Here is a 17,974-nt window from a genome sequence, read left to right as displayed (position 1 = left end):
GCTCAGTCCTTTTGCGCAAATTCAATTCGTGGAAGTTACCGGCTGCGGCTGGAGTTTCTCCGCCTTGGTGTCTCCCTTGCAAATCCAGCATTTGATCCCCAGTTTGCCGTAAAGCGTCCTAGCCTCCGCAAAACCGTAGTCAATGTTGGCCCGCAGCGTGTGCAGCGGCACCCGGCCCCAGTGATACTGTTCGACCCGCGCCAGTTCCGCGCCTCCGAGCCGCCCGGCGCAACGAAGCTTGATTCCCTCCGCGCCGAAATCCTTGGCCGTCTGGAGCGCCTTCTTCATCGCCCGGCGAAACGAAACTCGACGCTCCAACTGCAGCGCCACGTTCTCCGCCACGAGTTGGGCATCGAGTTCGGGCGTTTTGACTTCGACAATGTCCACGTAAATTTCTTTGCCGGTCATGCGGCTCAGCTCCTCCTTGAGCTTGTCAATCTCCGCTCCTTTTCGTCCAATCACGATGCCCGGGCGCGCCGTCATGATTGTGATCCGGCACCGGCTGGCAGCACGCTCGATGAGAATCTGCGGCACGGACGCGGACTCCAGCTTCTTCTTTAGCAGCTCGCGAATTTCGCGGTCTTCGGTCAGCAGCCGGCCGAATTCCTTCTTGCCGGCAAACCACTTCGACCGCCAGTCATGATTGACGGCGACGCGCAGGCCGATTGGATTGGTCTTTTGTCCCATAGGTTATTCGTCTGACAAAACAATCTTGATGTGGCAATTGCGCTTCAGGATCGGCCCCGCGGAGCCTCGGGCCTTGGGCGTAAACCGTTTGAAAGTGGACGCGGCTTGGGCCAGCGCTTCCTTGATTACCAGCCGGTCGGTTCTCAACCCGGCATATTCTTTCTTATGCTCCTTCAAGTCCTCGGCGTTGGCCACCGCCGATTTGAGGGTCTTGGCGACAAACCGGGCGCCCTTGCGCGGCACCACTGCCAGCACGGCCTGGGCGTGCGCCGCGGGCAATCCCTGAATCTGGCGCACCACCTCGCGCATTTTCTGGGCGGACATCCGCACGTTCTTGGTTATGGCGTGGACTTCCATAGAATTACTTCGCTTCGGCCTTGGCGGTATGCGCGCCGTGTTTCTTGAATGTCCGCGTGAGCGAGAATTCGCCGAGCCGATGCCCCACCATGTTCTCGGTCACGAACACCGGGTTAAAGATCTTGCCGTTGTGCACGTTGAACGTCAGGCCCACGAAATCGGGCGTGATCATCGAGCGTCGCGACCAAGTCTTGATCGGCGCCTTCGACTTGCTCTCCTTTGCCTCGGTAATCTTCTCCAGCAAATGGCCGTCAATGAACGGGCCTTTCTTAATTGAGCGTCCCATAATGCGTCAAAGTTACTTGTGTTTCATCGGCCGTCCGTCGCGCCGGACCAGGATAAATCGGTTCGAATACTTCTTCTTGTTGCGCGTCCGGTAGCCCTTCGCCAGCAAGCCCCACGGCGAAGTGAGCTGCTGCCAGCCGCCGCCGGATTTCGACTTGCCCGCGCCGCCGCCATTCGGGTGGTCCACCGGGTTGCGCGTAACCCCGCGGTTAATGGGCCGGATGCCCAAGTGACGCGAGCGCCCCGCCTTGCCGAGAATTACGTTTTCGTGGTCCGTATTGCCGACCTGGCCGATGGTCGCGTAGCAATTCTCGTTGATGAGCCGGATCTCCCCCGATGGCAGCCGAATCTGCGCATACCCTTCGTCCCGCGACATCAGCGTCGCCGCGCCGCCTGCGGTTCGCACCATCTGCGCCCCCCGCCCCGGGACAACTTCAATATTATGAATCGGCACGCCAACGGGAACCCCTCGCAGCGGCAGGCTGTTGCCCAATTCCGCAGGGGCTGTCGGCCCGCTCAGCAGCTTCGCGCCAACCTGCAGACCGACCGGAGCGATAATGTAACACTTCTCCCCATCCTTATACTCCAGCAACGCCAGCCGGGCTGTCCGACGCGGATCGTATTCAATGGCCTTCACCGTCGCCTCGACCCCGTGCTTGCTGCGCTTAAAGTCCACCAACCGGATCTTTTGCTTGTGACCGCCCCCAATGCCGCGAGCCGTCACCCGACCATACACATTACGCCCGCCCGTACGCTTGCGCGTCTCGACCAGGTGCCGCTCCGGCCTGGTCTTCGTAATGTCGCTGAAGTCCGCATACGCGATGTAGCGCGATGACGGCGTCAGCGGTCTCAATGTATGTACTGGCATAAATCAACAACGTTTCCCAAGTCAGCTACTTGGAGTGCGAAGCCATTAATCCTGCCCCCAGATGGGCGGTCAGTTATCGGTTCCGCAGGTTATGCTGTCCGGGCCCACTTGGGCCAAACGGAGCGGCGAATATAGCAGACTCAATTTTGAGCGCAATAGGTATTTTCAAAAAAATTAACACTCCTCTAAACAGGCTTTTTTCACCGCCGCCAGCCCCATTTCAGCGCCCGCCCCAACTCACAAATCCCGCGCTATCTGCCATGAACTCGCGGATACAAGTAGTAGCCCGAACTCGTGTCGGGCCTGCCGCCGACACCCTCAGGCAGGATAGACTATGGCAACAGGGAGATACGTCTGGTGACCATCTCCAGTCTTTCCAGGGCTGCCGGCTCACCACTGACTAACCAGTGGCGTACCGCCCCGGTACCATAGGGGCACCGCATGTCATGTCACATTCCCTCCACCCTGGCTCCCCTCTGCGACCAAGACTTTGTAGCACAATCAGCCATTACAGTCCCCTATTCCAGGACCGAATAGCCTCCCCGGAGCGACAACGCTGTGAAACCCGTTATACCCCGGTGTGGTTCCCATGGGGGCCGACCCCCATGGGAACCACACCGGGGTCTCGCCGGATTGACACCGTCCCAACGCCATAGCCGGAATGGGCATGGAGCGCCTCAGGCTTGGAGGGCGGGCGGAGCCGAAAACCTGAGAGCCTGTCGGTGGTTGTGGCCGAATACGCACGGCTTGTGACGCAGGCCTTCAGTCCCCCTGCCCGGTGAGACCGTTCCAACTTATCTTGATCGCCTGTGTCGAGCGCTTGACAGTGGCGCTCGATCCAACCACGCTGGAATCGCCGATGAAACCACAAGGCGTCCTCAAGCACCTCTTGATTGCGTTCTTGCTCGCGCTGGCTGGCTACATTCTCATCTACCAGAGCATTGAGTATCGGCGCACCCGGAAAGGCCCCTGGCAGGTCACTTTCACCCGCACCGCCACCGGCGCCCCGGCCATCGTGATCAACCACCCCAAGCTCGCCATCACCAACGTCCAGATACATTTCGCAGGGGAAACCCGCCCGCGCTCTACAAACTCCACCACACACCTCTTCGCCCAACCACAACCTGTGCCCTACGACCTCCCCTTCGGCAAATGCGTCTTCCTGGACACAACCTTCCTGCCGGGCACCGTCACACTCCAACTCTTCGGGCATGAGATTGAATTGCTCCCCCGAACCCTCATCCTCGACCGCCAGGAACACGCCTGGCAGACCAACAGCACAATCACCCTTCCCCGCGCCACAGCAATGCCGGCCACCTCAGAGCCCGCCAGGTAAGGCGCGTCATGCCGTCCACATCTTGCGCGCCGAGGACCGCACAAACACGAATCAGCCTGGCCATGGCCGAGCAATTGGAAAGGGGGAGCACCGCAGACTTGCAGAATCTCCAAGCGCTGCTTCTTGCTTAACAATGAACGCCCCGCCGCTCCGCCCCAGCGGGCGGGTGAAACGGCTCCGAAGTCGCCGGGGACTTGCTGCTAATAGATCAGGTACTTTGCCCGGCGTTGTTGGAACTCGTCAAGGTCCTTCTGCCACAGGGCGCGAATCTCTTTGAGCGGCTTGTCCGCCTTGATCGCCTCCATTGTGGGCGGATGCAGCAGCAGGTGGCTGATCTTGTCGGGATTGAAATCCTTCGGGTAAAGACGAAACAGCGTCTGCGCCATCAACAGGCCCACGTCCACGACGCTGCACTGATCGCGATCGGTGAGCAGGATGTAAACTCCTTTGCAGAGCTTGCCTTTGTGAACGCTGAAGGTCGGCGTGAACTGGATGGGCACGAAGCGCACGCCCGGCAGCCCGGCTTCGTTGAGCACCCCGGCCAACCGCACATCATCAGCGTAGGGCGCCCCAATCACTTCGAACGGTGTGTCCGTTCCCCGCCCTACCGACAGCGCGCTCTCCAGCAGGCCAACGCCCGGATAGAGGATCGCTTCAGTCAAGTTGCGCATGTTGGGCGAGGGATTGGTCCAAGGCAGGCCTGTCTGGTCGAACCACATATCGCGCTGCCAATTCTCCACCTGGATGACCGTCAGGTCGGCCTTGCAGTTGTGCTCGACATTGCACATCCGTGCCAGTTCGCCAATGGTCATCCCATAGCGCAACGGCACTTCGTGATGAGCCACGAAGGTCTCCTTGCCCAGCCGCACCGGCCCATCTACGGTCGTGGCGTTGATCGGGTTGACGCGATCCAGCACGAAGTACTTCTTCCCGTTCTCGCCCGCCGCCTCGAGGGTCAGGCCCATTGTGGCAGTGTAGGTGTAGAACCGGCAGCCAATATCCTGAATGTCGAACACCAGGGCATCCAGGTCTTTGAGTTGCTCCGGCGTCGGCTTCGATCGCTGGCCGTAAAGGCTAAAGATGGGCAGTCCTGTCTTCTCATCCACGCCGTCGCCCAGCTTTTCGTCCGCGGTACCGCGGATGCCGTGCTCCGGGCTGAACAGCGCCTTCAACTGCACCCCAGCCGCGTTCTTCAACAAGTCAATCGTCGGGTTCCTGTCCCGGTCCTCGCCGGTGTGGTTGGTGATCAGCCCCAGACGCAGCCCCTGGAGCGGGGCGAACTTCTGCCGCACGAGCACGTCAATCCCATTGAGCGTCTTGAGCTGCGTCACCTTCGCCTCGACCCGGTCCCGCCCCGCCCCCGCTTCCACGTCCGGCGCCGGCCCCAGAGCGCCCGGCACGTAGGCAAAGTTGAAATCCTCGATCGCCTCTGCGGCGAGCGTCCCAAGGCCTGCCCGCAGCGCGCTCACGTTCCCATTCTCATCCGGATGATTGCGGTTGGACAGGAAGATGACGAAAGACTGCGAAAACGGGTCAATCCAGATCGAAGTGCCGGTCCAGCCGGTGTGCCCATACGATCCAATGGGGAACAGCTTCCCGCGCGGGCCGCTGTAGCCTGAACCAATGTCCCACCCCAGCCCGCGCCGCACCGTCAGTGACTCCGGCGTCTGGACGCTGGTCATCAAGTCCACCGTTTCTGGCTTGAAAATGCGCACCCCGTCCAGCGAACCGCGGTTGAGCAGCATTCGGGCGTAGCGCGCCAGGTCTGCCGCCGTCGTGAACAAGCCCGCGTGGCCCGCCACGCCGCCCATCTTGCGCGCCGTCGGGTCATGCACCGTGCCCCGGTAAGGCTTGCCCTGCACCACTTCGGTGGGGGCTATCCGCGACAGCTTGTCGGCTGACGGCAGGTAACCCGTATCCACCATCCCCAGCGGACGATACACCTCCTGCGCCACAAACTTCTCCAGGGGCTGATGGCTCACCCGTTGCACAATCTCCCCGAGCAGGAAGAAGTTGATATCGCTATAGCGGAACGCCGTGCCCGGGCTGCTTTGCAGCTTCTCGGCGCAGGCTTTCTCAATTGCCGCCGGCTGCCCGCGCCAGTCGGTCCTGGTCTCGATATCTCCACGCAGCCCCGACGTATGCGTCATCAACTGCCGCACGGTGATGTTCTCCTTGCCGTCGCCCGTGAACTCCGGAATGTAGGCCTGCACACGCTCATCGAGATTCACCAAACCGCGTTCGACCAGCAGCATCATTGCCGGGGTGCACGCCACCACCTTCGTCAGCGACGCGGCGTCGAAAATCGTGTCCTCGGTCATCGGCTCGGGCGCGGGCACCAGCGCGCGTTGGCCGTAAGCCTTGTGATAGTTCGCCGCCCCATGCTCGAGCCAAAGGACGCCGCCCGGGCATTTCTTGTCCGCGATAGCCCGGGTTATGGCCGCGTCCATCTCGGCCAGTTTGTCCTCACGGAACGACGGCGCCGCGGCCTTTGCTGGCGGGGCGCTCTGCGACAACGGTTCATTCCGGGGAGGTGTCGCGCTCTTGCATGACACCAGACACGATATGAGAAGAAGGGACAAGCACCACTGACCGGCAGCCAGGCAACGCGCAGCTTTCATCATAGATTCCCCATTTAACCCTGCCTCCTCCAGGCCGACAACTGCATTCTTGCGGCGTTGCAATTGCTCACCGCCTGTGAAATGCTCTCCCCTGCAAATGAACGAGCCTCCGCAGCGTGAATATAGATTGAGCGCGTTAATCGGGGCGATCGTTGGCTCGATCGGCGGCCTGTTCGCCATCGGCCTCGTGCGGGCATTTCTCTGGCATAACCTCGCTCTACTGTTCAGCACGCCAATACTCGGGCTGTTGAGCTTCTTCCTCTGCGGGGCAATCGGCTGGGTGCTCGGTGGCCAGATCGGCCCCCGGCTGGGAGAGAAGCTCAATTCTCGCTCGGCGGAGATGGTGGGCGGGGCAGTCGGCGGCCTGATCCCAGTGCTGTCTCTTGCCCTCTGGGCGTGGTACATAACCACCCACTGAACCGCCCCTGCCGGACACCACAACTTCTGCATGACCTCACCACTCACAGGCAAATGGATTCTGATCACCGGCGCGTCCAGCGGCTTCGGCGCCGCGGCGGCAAGTGCCTTCGGCGCCGAAGGCTGTAACCTCCTGCTCGGCGCCCGGCGGCTCGACCGTCTCCAACAAGTGGCCCAGGAAGCCCGCCGAGCTGGCGCCGCCGGTGCGCACTTCCACGCCCTCGACGTCAGCCAAACCCCCAGCGTGGACGACTTCGTGAAATGGGCGCGCCAAACCATTTCCCTTCGCCAACCCTCCGACGCCCGTCTGGATGTCCTTATCAACAACGCCGGTGGCGCGCATGGCCTGGATCCCGTGGCCCAGGGCAAAGATGCGGATTGGGAGACCATGCTCCAGGCCAATCTCCTGGGCGTCCTGCGCATGACCCGCGCCGCGTTGCCGCTTATGCTGAGCAACCCGGGCAGCTCTATCATCAATATCGGCTCCGTGGCCGGCCATGTCGCCTATGAAGGCGGCGCCGCCTACTGCGCCGCCAAGGCAGGCGAACTTCAGATCACCCGCGCGCTGCGACTCGAACTCAACGGCACCGGCATCCGCGTCTGCACCGTTGATCCCGGCCTGGCCGAGACCGAGTTCTCCCTCGTCCGCTTTAAAGGCGACGCATCCCGCGCGAGGAAGGTCTATGAGGGCACACACCCTCTCACCGCCGAAGACATCGCCGAGATCCTCGTCTGGGTCGCGAGCCGGCCACCGCGCGTCAACATTGACGAACTGCTCGTGAAGCCCACCGATCAGGCGGCCGTGCACAAGGTCCATCGCCGCCCAGCCTGAAATCCAGCGCGTATGCATGAAGGCGCGCGGACATCTTGCCCGCTCGCCTGGCCCGTAATCCGCAAAGCGGGCAAGATACCCGCGCGCCTCCGGCAGCTTCATGCACACGCGCTACCTGAAATCGTCGAGCAGCAGGTTGGGCTTGAGTTAAGGCCGTCCCCCTCTATCTTCGCCCGCCGAAGATGACGGTGACTGAAATCCTGGGCCTGATGATCGCCGCAATTGCGGGCGGGGCGATCAACGCCGTGGCCGGGGGCGGAACGCTGATCACCTTTCCGGCGTTGCTGTTGTTCGGCACTCCGCCGGTCGTCGCCAATGCCACCAGCACCCTGGCTTTGGTCATCGGCACCTCGGGCGGCATTTACGGTTACCGGAAGCACCTGACGCCGGTCAGGCCCTGGTTGTGGCGCTTTGCGCCCGTCAGCGTGTTGGGGGGACTGGTTGGCGCCGTCCTGCTTACCTGCACCAGCAACAAGACCTTCTCCATGCTGGTGCCTTTCCTGATCTTGTTTGCCACTTTGCTGTTCCTGGCCCAAGGCACCTTCCGCCGGTTCGCCAATCTTGACCGCCAGACCACCCCCGGCGAAACGCATCAAGCGGTTTGGGGCGCGATCCTGTTCCAGCTTGGCGTGGCCGTTTACGGCGGCTACTTCGGCGCAGGCATCGGCATCCTGATGCTTGCGTCGCTAGGTTTCATCGGCCTGAGCAACATCCACGAGATGAACACGCTCAAGACCATCCTCGCTTCACTCATCAATCTGGTTGCCGCCGGCTGGTTCATCTGGGCCGGCCTGATTCACTGGCCCAAGGCCGGCGTCATGACCGCGGGGGCGCTGCTGGGCTACTTCCTCGGCTCCCATTACGCCCAGCAGATTTCGCAGCAGCGCGTGCGGCAGATCATTACCCTCATCGGTTTCACCCTGGCCGCCGTGACCTTCTACGAGCAGTTCCTCCGCTGAAGGCGCGAGAATTCTGCTGCCAATCGCGCCCAGGCGTGATATGCTATTTCAGCCATGAATCCTAACAGCACGATCAGCGAAATACTAAGCCGCAAAGGCAACGCCGCCTGGTCCACCACGCCGGACGCCACCGTCTTCGAGGCAATTCAACTGATGGCCGACAAGAACGTCGGGGCGGTCCTGGTGACAGAGAATGACAAGTTGGTGGGCATCATCTCGGAGCGGGACTATACGCGCAAAGTGGTGCTCAAGGGCAAATCCTCCAAGACAACGGCGGTGAAGGAGGTCCTTTCCAGCCATGTCATCCACGTCAGCCCCGCCCACACCGTCGAGGAATGCATGCGGCTGATGACCGATCACCACGTCCGCCACTTGCCGGTCCTGGAAGGCGACAAGATAATCGGTGTTGTCTCGATTGGGGACCTCGTCAACTGGATCATCTCGGCACAGCACACCACCATCAGCCAATTGCAAACCTACATCACCGGCGTGCCCGGCTGAGCCGGCTGCGCCTCAGCCCGGCGTGCGCGTCTTGCCAGTGCTGACCGAAATGAACCGCGCCTGGGGAATGGAGAACTTCTTGATTTCCACAAGCACCGCCTGGGGCTTGTACTCGGCCAGAATCCGGTCGGCGATATTGTCCACCACCCGCTCCACCAGCTTCCAGCTCCGGCCCTCGCCGAATTTCAGCATGTCCTCCGCGACGGTCTGGTAGTTGATCGTTCGCTCGATGCGGTCGCTCACCGCGGCGGAGGAGAAATCAAAGTTCATATCCACCGTCAGCAGCAGGCGCTGCGGCTCGGCGCGTTCCTCATCGGTCACGCCGACACAATAATGCACTTCCAGATCTACAATAGTAATCTTCGACATGCGTCGTCCTTCAACGCCTGGCTCCCGCCACGGTCAACAGCAGTTGGCGCGTCGGCTGGTTAATGGGCATTTCGAGGGCCTGCGCCGCCGTCACCCAGCGAAACTCACGAGCCTCGTCGTTTAGCTTCACCGCCGGCTTGCCCGCGCACCGGCAGGTGTAGTTCAGCAGAACGAAATGCGCATCGCGATAAAATTCCTTCGAGCGAATGCAGTCCTGGACCAGCACAAACTCGATGCCGGCGATCTCCAGCCCGGTCTCCTCCTTGAGTTCGCGGCGCAGCGCCTCGACCGAAGTCTCGCCCCACTTGATCTTGCCGCCGGGAATGCCCCAAAGGTTCGACCACTTGTGCGTTCGAATCACCAGCACCTCGTCCGCCGCATTGTAGATCAGGCCACCCACCGTGACGATGGGCGGGTGGCTGTCTTCAAATCGTTTCGCGGGCGGTTTGAGGTGAAGCTCGTTCTGCCGCAACAGGTCGCGCAGCTCGCCCAAGTGCTCCACGATGAGGTCGGGCTGTGCCGCCCGCAACTGCTCCAGCGTGTTGTAGCCCGTGAGCACCGCGCAGGAATGAACGCCCCCATGCCGCGCCGTCTCAATGTCGTGCTGCATGTCGCCGATGAAAAGCGTCTCATCCGGCGCCAGTCCGTTCTCCTCCAGGATTTCATGGATCTTCTGACGCTTGTCCCACACGTTCAAATACGGCTTCTCGAGAAACGAGCCAAACCCCGTCACAGCCGACTGCACCGCGAAATGCTCGCGATTGACCGTGCTGAGCAGGAAGGTGCGCAGGTTGCGCGCGCGGCAATACTCCAGGAATTCCCGCGCGTGCGGCAAAGCGCAGACCGAGTTCTGCACCTGCCGGAAGCGGCTGTGAAACCACTCCTCGAGTTGCGGCAGCGGGATGTGCGGAACGTAGCGGTCATAGAAGATGGTGAAAGGAAGGCAAAACTCCGCGCGGAACTGCTCCAGGCTCATCTCCGACCGCTGCGCCTGCGTGAGCACATAATTGGTTGCCTCCCAGACCGCAGGCAAGTCGTCCACCAACGTGCCCGACCAGTCGAAGATGATGTTCCGAATCATGCGGTGAGTGTAGCCGCCTTTCCCGTCACGGCAACCTCACGCTTCAAAACGGCAGCGAAACGCCATTCCGGCCCGCAGACTTGCGCGTCCGGGCTTCGGACCTCGGTCGGGCGGGGCGCCGCGACCAATTTTGATTCGCCTGCCGCTCGATGTCGTCCCGCAACTCCCACCAGAGCCGCCGCGGATCCTTCGACCACAGCAACACCCAGAATCCGGCTTGCTTGGCCTTCGGCCCGGAGCGCCATTCATATTCCATCCCCCCGAACCACGTCAGCCGCTTGAGGAATTCATCGCAAAACGCGGTTTCCAGCCAGGTGTAGTCCTCCCGTTCCGGCGACCATTCACCCGTCGCGAGCCGCTGCCGGCGCCGCGACTCGCACAGGGCGTGCCACTGCTTTTCCCCCTGGCACAACTCCACGCAGCGCCGGACAAAGTCGCGTCCTTCCACCGCCACCGCGAGGTGCTTGCATCCGGTTGCGGCTGGTGTCTTGCAGATCGGGCAGTGCTTCTGGCGCATCATAGTTGTAGGGTTGTCGAACGGTCGGACCAATCATTAGCCGGCCGGCGCGAAAACGCCAGCCTTAATTGGCCTCCCCAACGCGCGGTCGCCCGTTCATGACACTTGGATCAGCCCTTTCCAAACCACCCGCCGGGCGATACGTTGTCAGCCACACGCAGCCGGATGAAGAAGTACTGGCATGTCATCAATATCGGAGTCCAGAATAACCTGACCTACCGGTTCAACTTTCTGGCGCGGGCGGTGTTCGGCTTGATCCCGCTCATTGCCATGCTCTACGTCTGGCGCACCATCTACGCCGGCAAGGGCCCGGGAACGATGGTCGGCAGCTACACGCTGGCGGAGATGATCTCATATTATCTCCTTACGACCGTCGTGGACGCGCTGACGGCCGTGAACGAAGATGACTGGCAAATCGCCGCCGACATCAAGGACGGCAACATCAGCCAGTTCCTGCTCAAACCGATTGACTATCTCTGGTATCGCCTGTGCCTGTTCCTGTCCGGCCGGGTGACCTACCTCGCCGTGGCGGTAACGCCGCTGACGATCTTCATCGTGTCGCTCCACCAATACGTTGCCTTGCCGCCCAGTTGGGCCGCCTTCGGCGCCTTTCTGCTCTCGGTGATTCTGACGGCACTGCTCCAGTTCTTCATGTCCTATGCGATGGCGATGCTGGCGTTTTGGGTGCTGGAGGTCTCAACGTTCATCTTCATCCTCTTCGCCTTTGAATACATCGCCAGTGGCCACCTGTTCCCCCTGGACATCCTCCCGCGTGGCCTCGAGCAGGCGCTCTATTACACCCCGTTCCCCTATCAGCTCTATTTTCCCGTGAGCATCTACATGGGCAAGACCACAGGCGCGAGCCTGCTCAGCGGTTTGGTAATCCAGGGACTATGGGTCATCGCGGCCTACTGCATAGCCCGCTTCGCATGGCGACGCGGCATTAAAAGATACTCGGCGGTGGGAGGGTGAAATGAAATCCGAAATGGAGAACCACGACACGCGCCAGGCGCCAGGCGCCACGCCCTTCCCTGCACGCATCGCGCATCACGCGTCGCGCTACCTCGCCATCTACGCCGCCTTGTGGAAGAACTCGGTCACACGCGAGATGACCTTTAAGAGCAACTTCATCCTCTGGATCATCGTGGAGCTGCTCTGGTTCGGCATGCAACTCTGCTTCATCAACGTGCTCTACCTGCACACCGAGCACATCGGCACCTGGACCCAATGGCAGGTGGTGCTGCTGATTGGCGCGAGCCATTTTATCCAGCAGATCTTCCAGGCCTTCTTTCTCATCAACTGCACCAACCTCTCCGAGCTGGTGCGCAACGGCAAGCTCGACTTCCTGCTGCTGCTGCCGGTCAACACGCGCTTTGTCGTGTCGCTCCGGCAGGTGGACCTGGGCGCGTTCGTCAACGCCGCGTCGGCTGTCGCGGTGATGGCCTACGCCGCGCGCCAATTGCAGCTAACCCCAAGCGCCCTGCAGGTGCTGGGCTTCCTGGCGCTCTGCGCGGCCGGCATTACGATTCACTACTCGCTGATGTTCCTGTTGGCCAGCATCAGCTTCTGGACCGTGCGCGCCGGAGGCATTGTCTGGGGCTACTACAACCTGTTCAACATCGCCCGCCTCCCCGACGAAGCCTTTCGCGGCCTGTTCAAGGCGGTCTTCACCTTCGCCCTGCCGATGCTCCTGGTCTCAAACGTGCCCGTGCGGCTGCTGGCCGACAAACTCAGCTCGCCCGGGCCTATATTCCTGCTGCTGAGCATGAGCGTGGTTTGCTTCGTCATCTCCGAAATCGGCTGGCGCACCTCCGTGCGTCGCTACACCAGCGCCAGCTCCTGATGCCCGAAGGAGATGCCAGCCCGGGTTGTCCGAAGCGCCAGGCCCAACTCTCGCGTCCGCATAGCCGGAACCGCCGCAACTGCTCCCGGCCCAACGCACTGCGTTTATGCCCCTTACACCCGAAACCACCCACAAGTGGCGCGCTTCCAAATACCTGCAATCCAAGGCACCTGGCCATTCCGTTGAACCAGGCTTGGAACCAGGTTCCGCCGCGCGACGGAACCACACCGTATCCACACCGTATCCGCACCGTATCCGCACCGTATCCACACCGTATCCACACCGTAGGTTCAACCGCCTAACCCACTGGAGTCAGGCTGCTTACGCAAATTGACGGCTCCAGCCAAAGAAGGCCGGCGCAAGTAGCTGGTTTAAGCACCCATCCGTAGCCAGTTCGTAAGGCAGGCATCAAACCACTGCCCCATCAGGGTTCCCCCCGAAGGATGCCCCAGCTCCCGATGGTGGCAGCCGGTTGCGAGGCAGCGACTTTCGATTACTTTAGCTGCAAGAACAACCATGACCACCACAACGAAAAGACGCCCCGCGAGGAAGCCAATGCAAGCAGCGACCGAACCCGCCTCCAGTCCTGAGGCTCCCCTGCCCTTTGATTGGCCGCTGGCTACCGAGGCTGAACAGTTGCTCCGCCAGCACATCAACGTGTTCCTGGACAGGAACAGCTTTGCCCGCCAACTCGCCGACCGCATGCGCGATGAGACCGGGACCGACTTCTTTGAGTGGGTTGACCATTTCGTGCTGCCGCCGGGCGAGCAGGACGCCCTTTCTCTCGCGGGCTTCGTGCGCGATCCCAATGCGGAAACGCCCAACGGCGAGGCGGTCTCTGAATATCCCCGGGCCACGCTGCCGCGAGTCCTGCTGCGGCCGGGTCCCGCCGTGATCGCTTTGCGGCCCGAATTCGTGGCTGACTTTATTGCCAGCCATAACCTGTCCGGCCGGCCGGAAGGCGAGCCGTGTTCGCGCTACCGCCGCATCGTTGTCGCCGCGGAGAACGGCACGCAGCTTGAGGCGGTCGAGCGCCGCGCCTATCGGGGCTTCGTTCCCGCGCCGCTCGCGCCGAGCGAACTCCGCAACCTCGTGAAAGCGCGCGAACTCTGGCGCACACGCCCCCGCTCGTTCGCCGAGGATGCCGAAGGTTTCCAGACGGCCAATGTCATCCTCGATCGCATCCTGCGCCTGGTCGGGCGCGACCTGGCCTGCCAGTTCTTCTTCGAAGCCGAGCGCGCGTACTGGGAGAGCCGCAACCGCGCCGCGCGGATTCAGAAGCATCGGCAGGACCGGCTCGGCCTCGGCTGGGGCAACCACGACCACCACACGTTCCGCTGCTCCCGCAGGCATTTCGTGGACCTGGTGGAGTTCCTGCTGAAGCTGGGCTTTGCCAAACGCGAGCGCTACTACGCCGGCGCGGAGGCCGGCTGGGGCGCCCAGGTGTCCGAACAACCGGTCACCGGCATCGTCGTGTTTGCCGACGTGGACCTGCTGCCGGAGGAAACGCAGGTTGATTTCTCCACGCAGCAACTTCCTCCCGCCCCGCGCCTGGGCACCGTGGGCCTCTGGGTCGGGCTGCATGGCGAGAGCTTCCTCGAAGCCGGCATGCACCACCTCGAAGCGCGCTTCGAATTTGACCTGCTTCGCGACCAACTCAAGGATTCGGGCGTGAGCACGATGAATCCGTTCTCGGATTTCCCGTTCCTGCGGCAGGCCTTCACCGAAGGCGAACGCTGGCCGGTGCGCCGGGTGCGGGCCCAGCGCCTGCTGTCCGAAGGCTTGATCACCCGCGACCAATTTGACCGGTTCATCAGGGAAGGCGCCCTCGGCAGCCACCTGGAGAACCTCCAGCGGCACGGCGGCTTCAAAGGCTTCAACCAGACTGCCGTCAGCGTCGTCATCACCGCCACCGACCCACGCAGGAACCATTTCTCCCCCGCCCCGCCGGCGGCGTGAGCACGGCCCGGCCGCAGTAGTCAACTCCCCCCGGAAACCGTATGCCGGGCAGGCGTTTACCTCGCCAGCCTGGCAAGGTCCTGCCCGGCGGCAAACGGCCGCAGGCGAAAGCTGTAACTGTATTCCTGGCACGGGATAAGGAATTCGTCGTGCGGCCAGGTGCCCCAACTGTTGTCCCCGCCGACCCCCTGCTGCTTGAGGTCGAGGTTCAGGGTGATGAACTCACGGCGCGGCAATTCGAAGGCGTGCTTGCCGGCATTCAGATCCGCGGTGCCATAATGGAGCGCGTTGGCGCTGAGCAGCCCGGGGCGCCCGGCAATTGCCAGCAAGCCGACCTTGCCGTCGGCCAGCGCAAGCCACCGCACATCCACCTTGTTGCCGGTCTCGCCCGGCTCGCTGTAATCCCGGTAGAACTGGCCTTCCACCGTTCCCGTATAAAGCCCGAACTTCGCATCCTTGCGGTCGCAGTAAGTCTCCTGCGGCCCCGGGCCCAGCCAGGTGATGCGCTCGAAACCGGCCGGCAGGGAGATCTGCATGCCGAGGCGCACGAGCTTGGGCAAATCAAGATTGTGCGGCTTGAATCGGGCCTCGACCAGCACATCGCCATTCCCGGAGACCGTATAGTCGGTCTCCCAATCAGCGTCCACCTTCGGCAGCGCCGTCGCCACCTTCACCACCACCGCGCGCGCCTCCGGCTGCTCCCGGACGGTCACCGAGCGGACTTGCGCGCCCTGGTGGGCGCCGCGCCAGATGCCTTGAGACTTGACCATGTCGCGCCCGCGGTCATTGTCAATCTGGGCGCGCCAGAAATCGGGCCGCAGAGGGCTGTGGATCAACTGCCGCCCCCGAAAGCGCCAGGACACGAGCCCGCCGGCCCGCCTGTCGAATACGATCTCGAAGTCCCGGCCGCTGACGGTGATGGTCGCCCCGCTCTCCGCCAGTTCAGGCGCCACCAATTTCTCCGCCGGCGCCGGTCGGGGCGGCGCGAAGTCCGGCAGCTTAAACTCGTCCCAGGCGATTTCATGGCCCGCCTTGGCCCAGGGTTGATCGTGGCGGAGCGAAAAGGTCAGTTCGAGGTAGTACTCCACGCCCGGCTGGGGATGGAACGCCTTTGTGGGAATGGTGAGGCGTGTGCTGGCCCCCGCGGGGAGGTCCAACTCGGGCAGGCGTCCGCTCTGGATCACTCGGCCGTCCGCCTTGAGCCGCCACTGGCCGGCCGCAAAGTCCTTCAGGTTCGTGAAGTCATGCCAGTTTTTGACCTCAACGGTGCGGCTGGCGAGATCGCCGGGCCGGCAGTGTATGTATTGATAGACATGCTTAACCTGGTGCAGGCCGGGATGCGGCTCGCGGTCGGGCGTGACCAGGCCGTTGCAGCAGAAATTGTCGTCGCTCGGCGTGCCCGCCGGGCCGAAGTCGCCGCCGTAGGCCCAGAACGTCTTGTCGCCCGGCTTGACCTGCTGGAAGCGCGCCAGCGGAAGCGGCTGTTGCCGTTGCCGCAAGCCCTGGTCCACCCAATCCCAAATGAACCCGCCCTGGAGGTGGGGCTTGCTGTAGATCTGGCCCCAATAAGACCAGAAGTCGCCCGAGCTGTTGCCCATGGCGTGCTCGTACTCGCACATGATGAACGGGCGCGTCTGCGCCTCGGCGGAGTATGCCTCCAGCACGCGCGGGCGCGGATACATCGGGCAGACGATGTCGGTGTGCGGATTGCGCTTGGCCTGTTCATAGTGGACAGGACGGCTGGGATCGCGCTGACGAATCCACTTTGAAGTCGCCTCGAAATTCGGGCCGTCGCCGGCCTCGTTGCCGAGCGACCAGATGATCACGGAGGGATGGTTCTTGTCGCGCTCGACCATGCGGACTGTGCGGTCCATGTGGGCCGCGGCCCAATCCGGGTCCCTGGCCAGCGTCTCCGGGCCATAGCCCATGCCGTGGCTTTCAATGTTGGCCTCGTCAATAAGGTAAATGCCGTAGCGGTCGCACAGGTCGTACCATGCGGTTTGATTCGGGTAATGCGAGCACCGCACGGCGTTGACGTTGAATTGCTTCATCACCCGGATGTCTTTCTCCATGCTGGCAACCGTGATGGCCTGTCCCCGGTCCGGGTCGCTCTCGTGGCGGTTGACCCCTTTGAAGAGCACACGCCGGCCGTTGACCAGCAGGCTGCCCTCGCGAATCTCGACCTTGCGGAAGCCGACGTTGACGGGAATCACCTCGAGCACGGCGCCCCGCGCGTCTTTGAGGGTGAGCAGCAGTTTGTAGAGGTTGGGCGCTTCAGCCGACCATTTGAGCGGGTTGGGGATAGAGGCTGCGAGCCTCGCTTCCGCGGCGACGCCGTCCACCTCCAGGCGCGCCTCCAACCCCGGCGCCGCCACGCGCCGGCCGGCGCCATCCAGCAGCGCGCCTTCCAAGCTGACCGCCGCCGCTTGCGGGCCGGCGTTCTCCAGCTCGACCCGTACGCCGAGTGTGGCGTCGCGATACTCGGCATCCAAATCCGTCCTCACCTCCAGATCTCGTATATGCACATCGGGCGGGGACCAGAGATAGACATCCCGGAAAATGCCGCTCATGCGCCACATGTCCTGGTCCTCCAGATACGAGCCGTCGCACCACCGGAAATTCTCCACCGCGAGCAAGTTCTCGCCAGGCGCAAGATAGCGCGTGATGTCAAACTCGACCGGCGTCCGGCTATCCTTGCCAAAACCCACTTTCTGGCCGTTGATCCAGAGGTAGAAGAAGGAGTTCACACCGTCGAAGGTCAGGAGCACACGGCGGCCCGACCAATCTTGGGGCACCGCAAATTTGCGGCGGTAGGAGTTGACCGTGTTGTTGGGATCGTCCTCCGGCACGAAGGGCGGGTTGGGCTTCAACCCGTCCTGTCTCCACGGGTAGCGGATGTTGACGTAGATGGGGATCCCGTAACCACAAAGCTCGACATTGGACGGCACCGGGATGGTCGCCCAGTTCCGGTCATCGAAACCGGGTTCCCAGAACGCGGGGACGCGCCCGGTGTGGTTGGCCGCGTAATGGTATTTCCAATCGCCATTGAGCGAGCGGTAGAACGGCGATTTAACTCGCTCACCGTTGACCGCAAACTCAATGCGGCGGGCCGTGCGCGCATCGGGACAATGCACAATGGTGGCGTGAGGCGGCTGCTGGCCCAGGCCGGTGAGCTTCGGGTCCTGCCAGTCCTTGAGCTGTTCACCGGGCGCGGAGGTCCCTGAAGCAACGCCCAAGAGCGCCAGGGCCACCGCAATCCCCTGGCTGCGCGGCAACGTGAATGATGTCATTTCGCCGCCAGATTGGTTGAGCCGCATCCCCGATGCAAGTCTCGGACAGCCT

Annotated in this window: 17 protein-coding genes; 8 read left to right on the top strand and 9 right to left on the bottom strand. The window is 62.4% G+C overall.

Going from position 1 to position 17,974, the window contains the following annotated elements:
• Positions 1-21: 21 nt before the first annotated feature.
• Genes rpsC through rplB form a run of 4 tightly spaced genes read right to left on the bottom strand, consistent with a single transcriptional unit; the run spans position 22 to position 2,197 of the window.
• Positions 22-687 (bottom strand): 30S ribosomal protein S3, encoded by a 666-nt coding sequence (gene rpsC, locus P5205_16405; protein ID HSA11944.1) that lies wholly within the window; start codon positions 685-687, stop codon positions 22-24.
• Between the two features lie 3 nt (positions 688-690).
• Entirely contained in the window at positions 691-1,044 is a 354-nt protein-coding gene (gene rplV, locus P5205_16400; GenBank protein ID HSA11943.1) for a 50S ribosomal protein L22, read from the bottom strand.
• Positions 1,045-1,048: 4 nt separating this feature from the next.
• Positions 1,049-1,330, bottom strand: coding sequence for a 30S ribosomal protein S19 (gene rpsS / locus P5205_16395; protein HSA11942.1), 282 nt, complete (start codon positions 1,328-1,330; stop codon positions 1,049-1,051).
• Between the two features lie 12 nt (positions 1,331-1,342).
• Positions 1,343-2,197, bottom strand: coding sequence for a 50S ribosomal protein L2 (gene rplB, locus P5205_16390; protein ID HSA11941.1), 855 nt, complete (start codon positions 2,195-2,197; stop codon positions 1,343-1,345).
• A gap of 778 nt (positions 2,198-2,975) precedes the next feature.
• On the opposite strand from rplB, the gene P5205_16385 reads away from it, so the two are divergent.
• Positions 2,976-3,533: a hypothetical protein gene (locus P5205_16385; GenBank protein ID HSA11940.1), complete on the top strand. Its 558-nt coding sequence runs from the start codon at positions 2,976-2,978 to the stop codon at positions 3,531-3,533.
• Positions 3,534-3,733: 200 nt separating this feature from the next.
• Here P5205_16385 and P5205_16380 read toward each other — a convergent pair whose 3' ends face one another.
• On the bottom strand, positions 3,734-5,983 hold the full coding sequence (locus P5205_16380; GenBank protein HSA11939.1) for a DUF1343 domain-containing protein: 2,250 nt from the start codon (positions 5,981-5,983) through the stop codon (positions 3,734-3,736).
• Between the two features lie 268 nt (positions 5,984-6,251).
• On the opposite strand from P5205_16380, the gene P5205_16375 reads away from it, so the two are divergent.
• From P5205_16375 to P5205_16360, 4 genes are all read left to right on the top strand, one after another.
• Complete coding sequence (locus P5205_16375; protein ID HSA11938.1) at positions 6,252-6,572, top strand: hypothetical protein; 321 nt, start codon at positions 6,252-6,254, stop codon at positions 6,570-6,572.
• A 30-nt stretch (positions 6,573-6,602) separates the two neighbouring features.
• Positions 6,603-7,403, top strand: a complete 801-nt coding sequence (locus P5205_16370; GenBank protein HSA11937.1) for an SDR family NAD(P)-dependent oxidoreductase — start codon at positions 6,603-6,605, stop codon at positions 7,401-7,403.
• Positions 7,404-7,585: 182 nt separating this feature from the next.
• Positions 7,586-8,362 carry a sulfite exporter TauE/SafE family protein gene (locus P5205_16365; protein ID HSA11936.1) on the top strand — a complete coding sequence of 259 codons (777 nt, stop codon included), beginning with the start codon at positions 7,586-7,588 and terminating at the stop codon, positions 8,360-8,362.
• A gap of 54 nt (positions 8,363-8,416) precedes the next feature.
• Entirely contained in the window at positions 8,417-8,863 is a 447-nt protein-coding gene (locus tag P5205_16360) for a CBS domain-containing protein (protein HSA11935.1), read from the top strand.
• 12 nt (positions 8,864-8,875) lie between these two features.
• On the opposite strand, the gene P5205_16355 is transcribed toward P5205_16360, so the two are convergent.
• From P5205_16355 to P5205_16345, 3 genes are read right to left on the bottom strand one after another with little or no spacing between them, the layout of a single operon-like run.
• A complete protein-coding gene (locus P5205_16355; GenBank protein ID HSA11934.1) occupies positions 8,876-9,232 on the bottom strand; it encodes a dihydroneopterin aldolase in 357 nt (118 codons plus the stop codon).
• A gap of 10 nt (positions 9,233-9,242) precedes the next feature.
• Positions 9,243-10,313, bottom strand: coding sequence for an NUDIX domain-containing protein (locus tag P5205_16350; GenBank protein ID HSA11933.1), 1,071 nt, complete (start codon positions 10,311-10,313; stop codon positions 9,243-9,245).
• A gap of 43 nt (positions 10,314-10,356) precedes the next feature.
• Complete coding sequence (locus P5205_16345) at positions 10,357-10,833, bottom strand: hypothetical protein (GenBank protein ID HSA11932.1); 477 nt, start codon at positions 10,831-10,833, stop codon at positions 10,357-10,359.
• Positions 10,834-10,995: 162 nt separating this feature from the next.
• Between P5205_16345 and P5205_16340 the strand changes: the two genes are divergently transcribed.
• The 3 genes from P5205_16340 (at position 10,996) to P5205_16330 (ending at position 14,632) form a co-directional block, all read left to right on the top strand.
• A complete protein-coding gene (locus tag P5205_16340) occupies positions 10,996-11,802 on the top strand; it encodes an ABC-2 family transporter protein (GenBank protein ID HSA11931.1) in 807 nt (268 codons plus the stop codon).
• 1 nt (position 11,803) lies between these two features.
• Positions 11,804-12,673 carry an ABC-2 family transporter protein gene (locus tag P5205_16335; GenBank protein ID HSA11930.1) on the top strand — a complete coding sequence of 290 codons (870 nt, stop codon included), beginning with the start codon at positions 11,804-11,806 and terminating at the stop codon, positions 12,671-12,673.
• Positions 12,674-13,228: 555 nt separating this feature from the next.
• Complete coding sequence (locus P5205_16330; protein ID HSA11929.1) at positions 13,229-14,632, top strand: hypothetical protein; 1,404 nt, start codon at positions 13,229-13,231, stop codon at positions 14,630-14,632.
• Between the two features lie 56 nt (positions 14,633-14,688).
• On the opposite strand, the gene P5205_16325 is transcribed toward P5205_16330, so the two are convergent.
• Complete coding sequence (locus P5205_16325) at positions 14,689-17,922, bottom strand: glycoside hydrolase family 2 TIM barrel-domain containing protein (GenBank protein HSA11928.1); 3,234 nt, start codon at positions 17,920-17,922, stop codon at positions 14,689-14,691.
• Between the last annotated feature and the right edge of the window lie 52 nt (positions 17,923-17,974).

The sequence above is a fragment of the Candidatus Paceibacterota bacterium genome, from assembly GCA_035452965.1.
Classification (GTDB): Bacteria; Verrucomicrobiota; Verrucomicrobiia; order Limisphaerales; family UBA8199; genus UBA8199.
The sequence above is the reverse complement of the archived record's forward strand: the minus strand, read 5'-3'. Positions and strand labels throughout refer to the sequence as shown.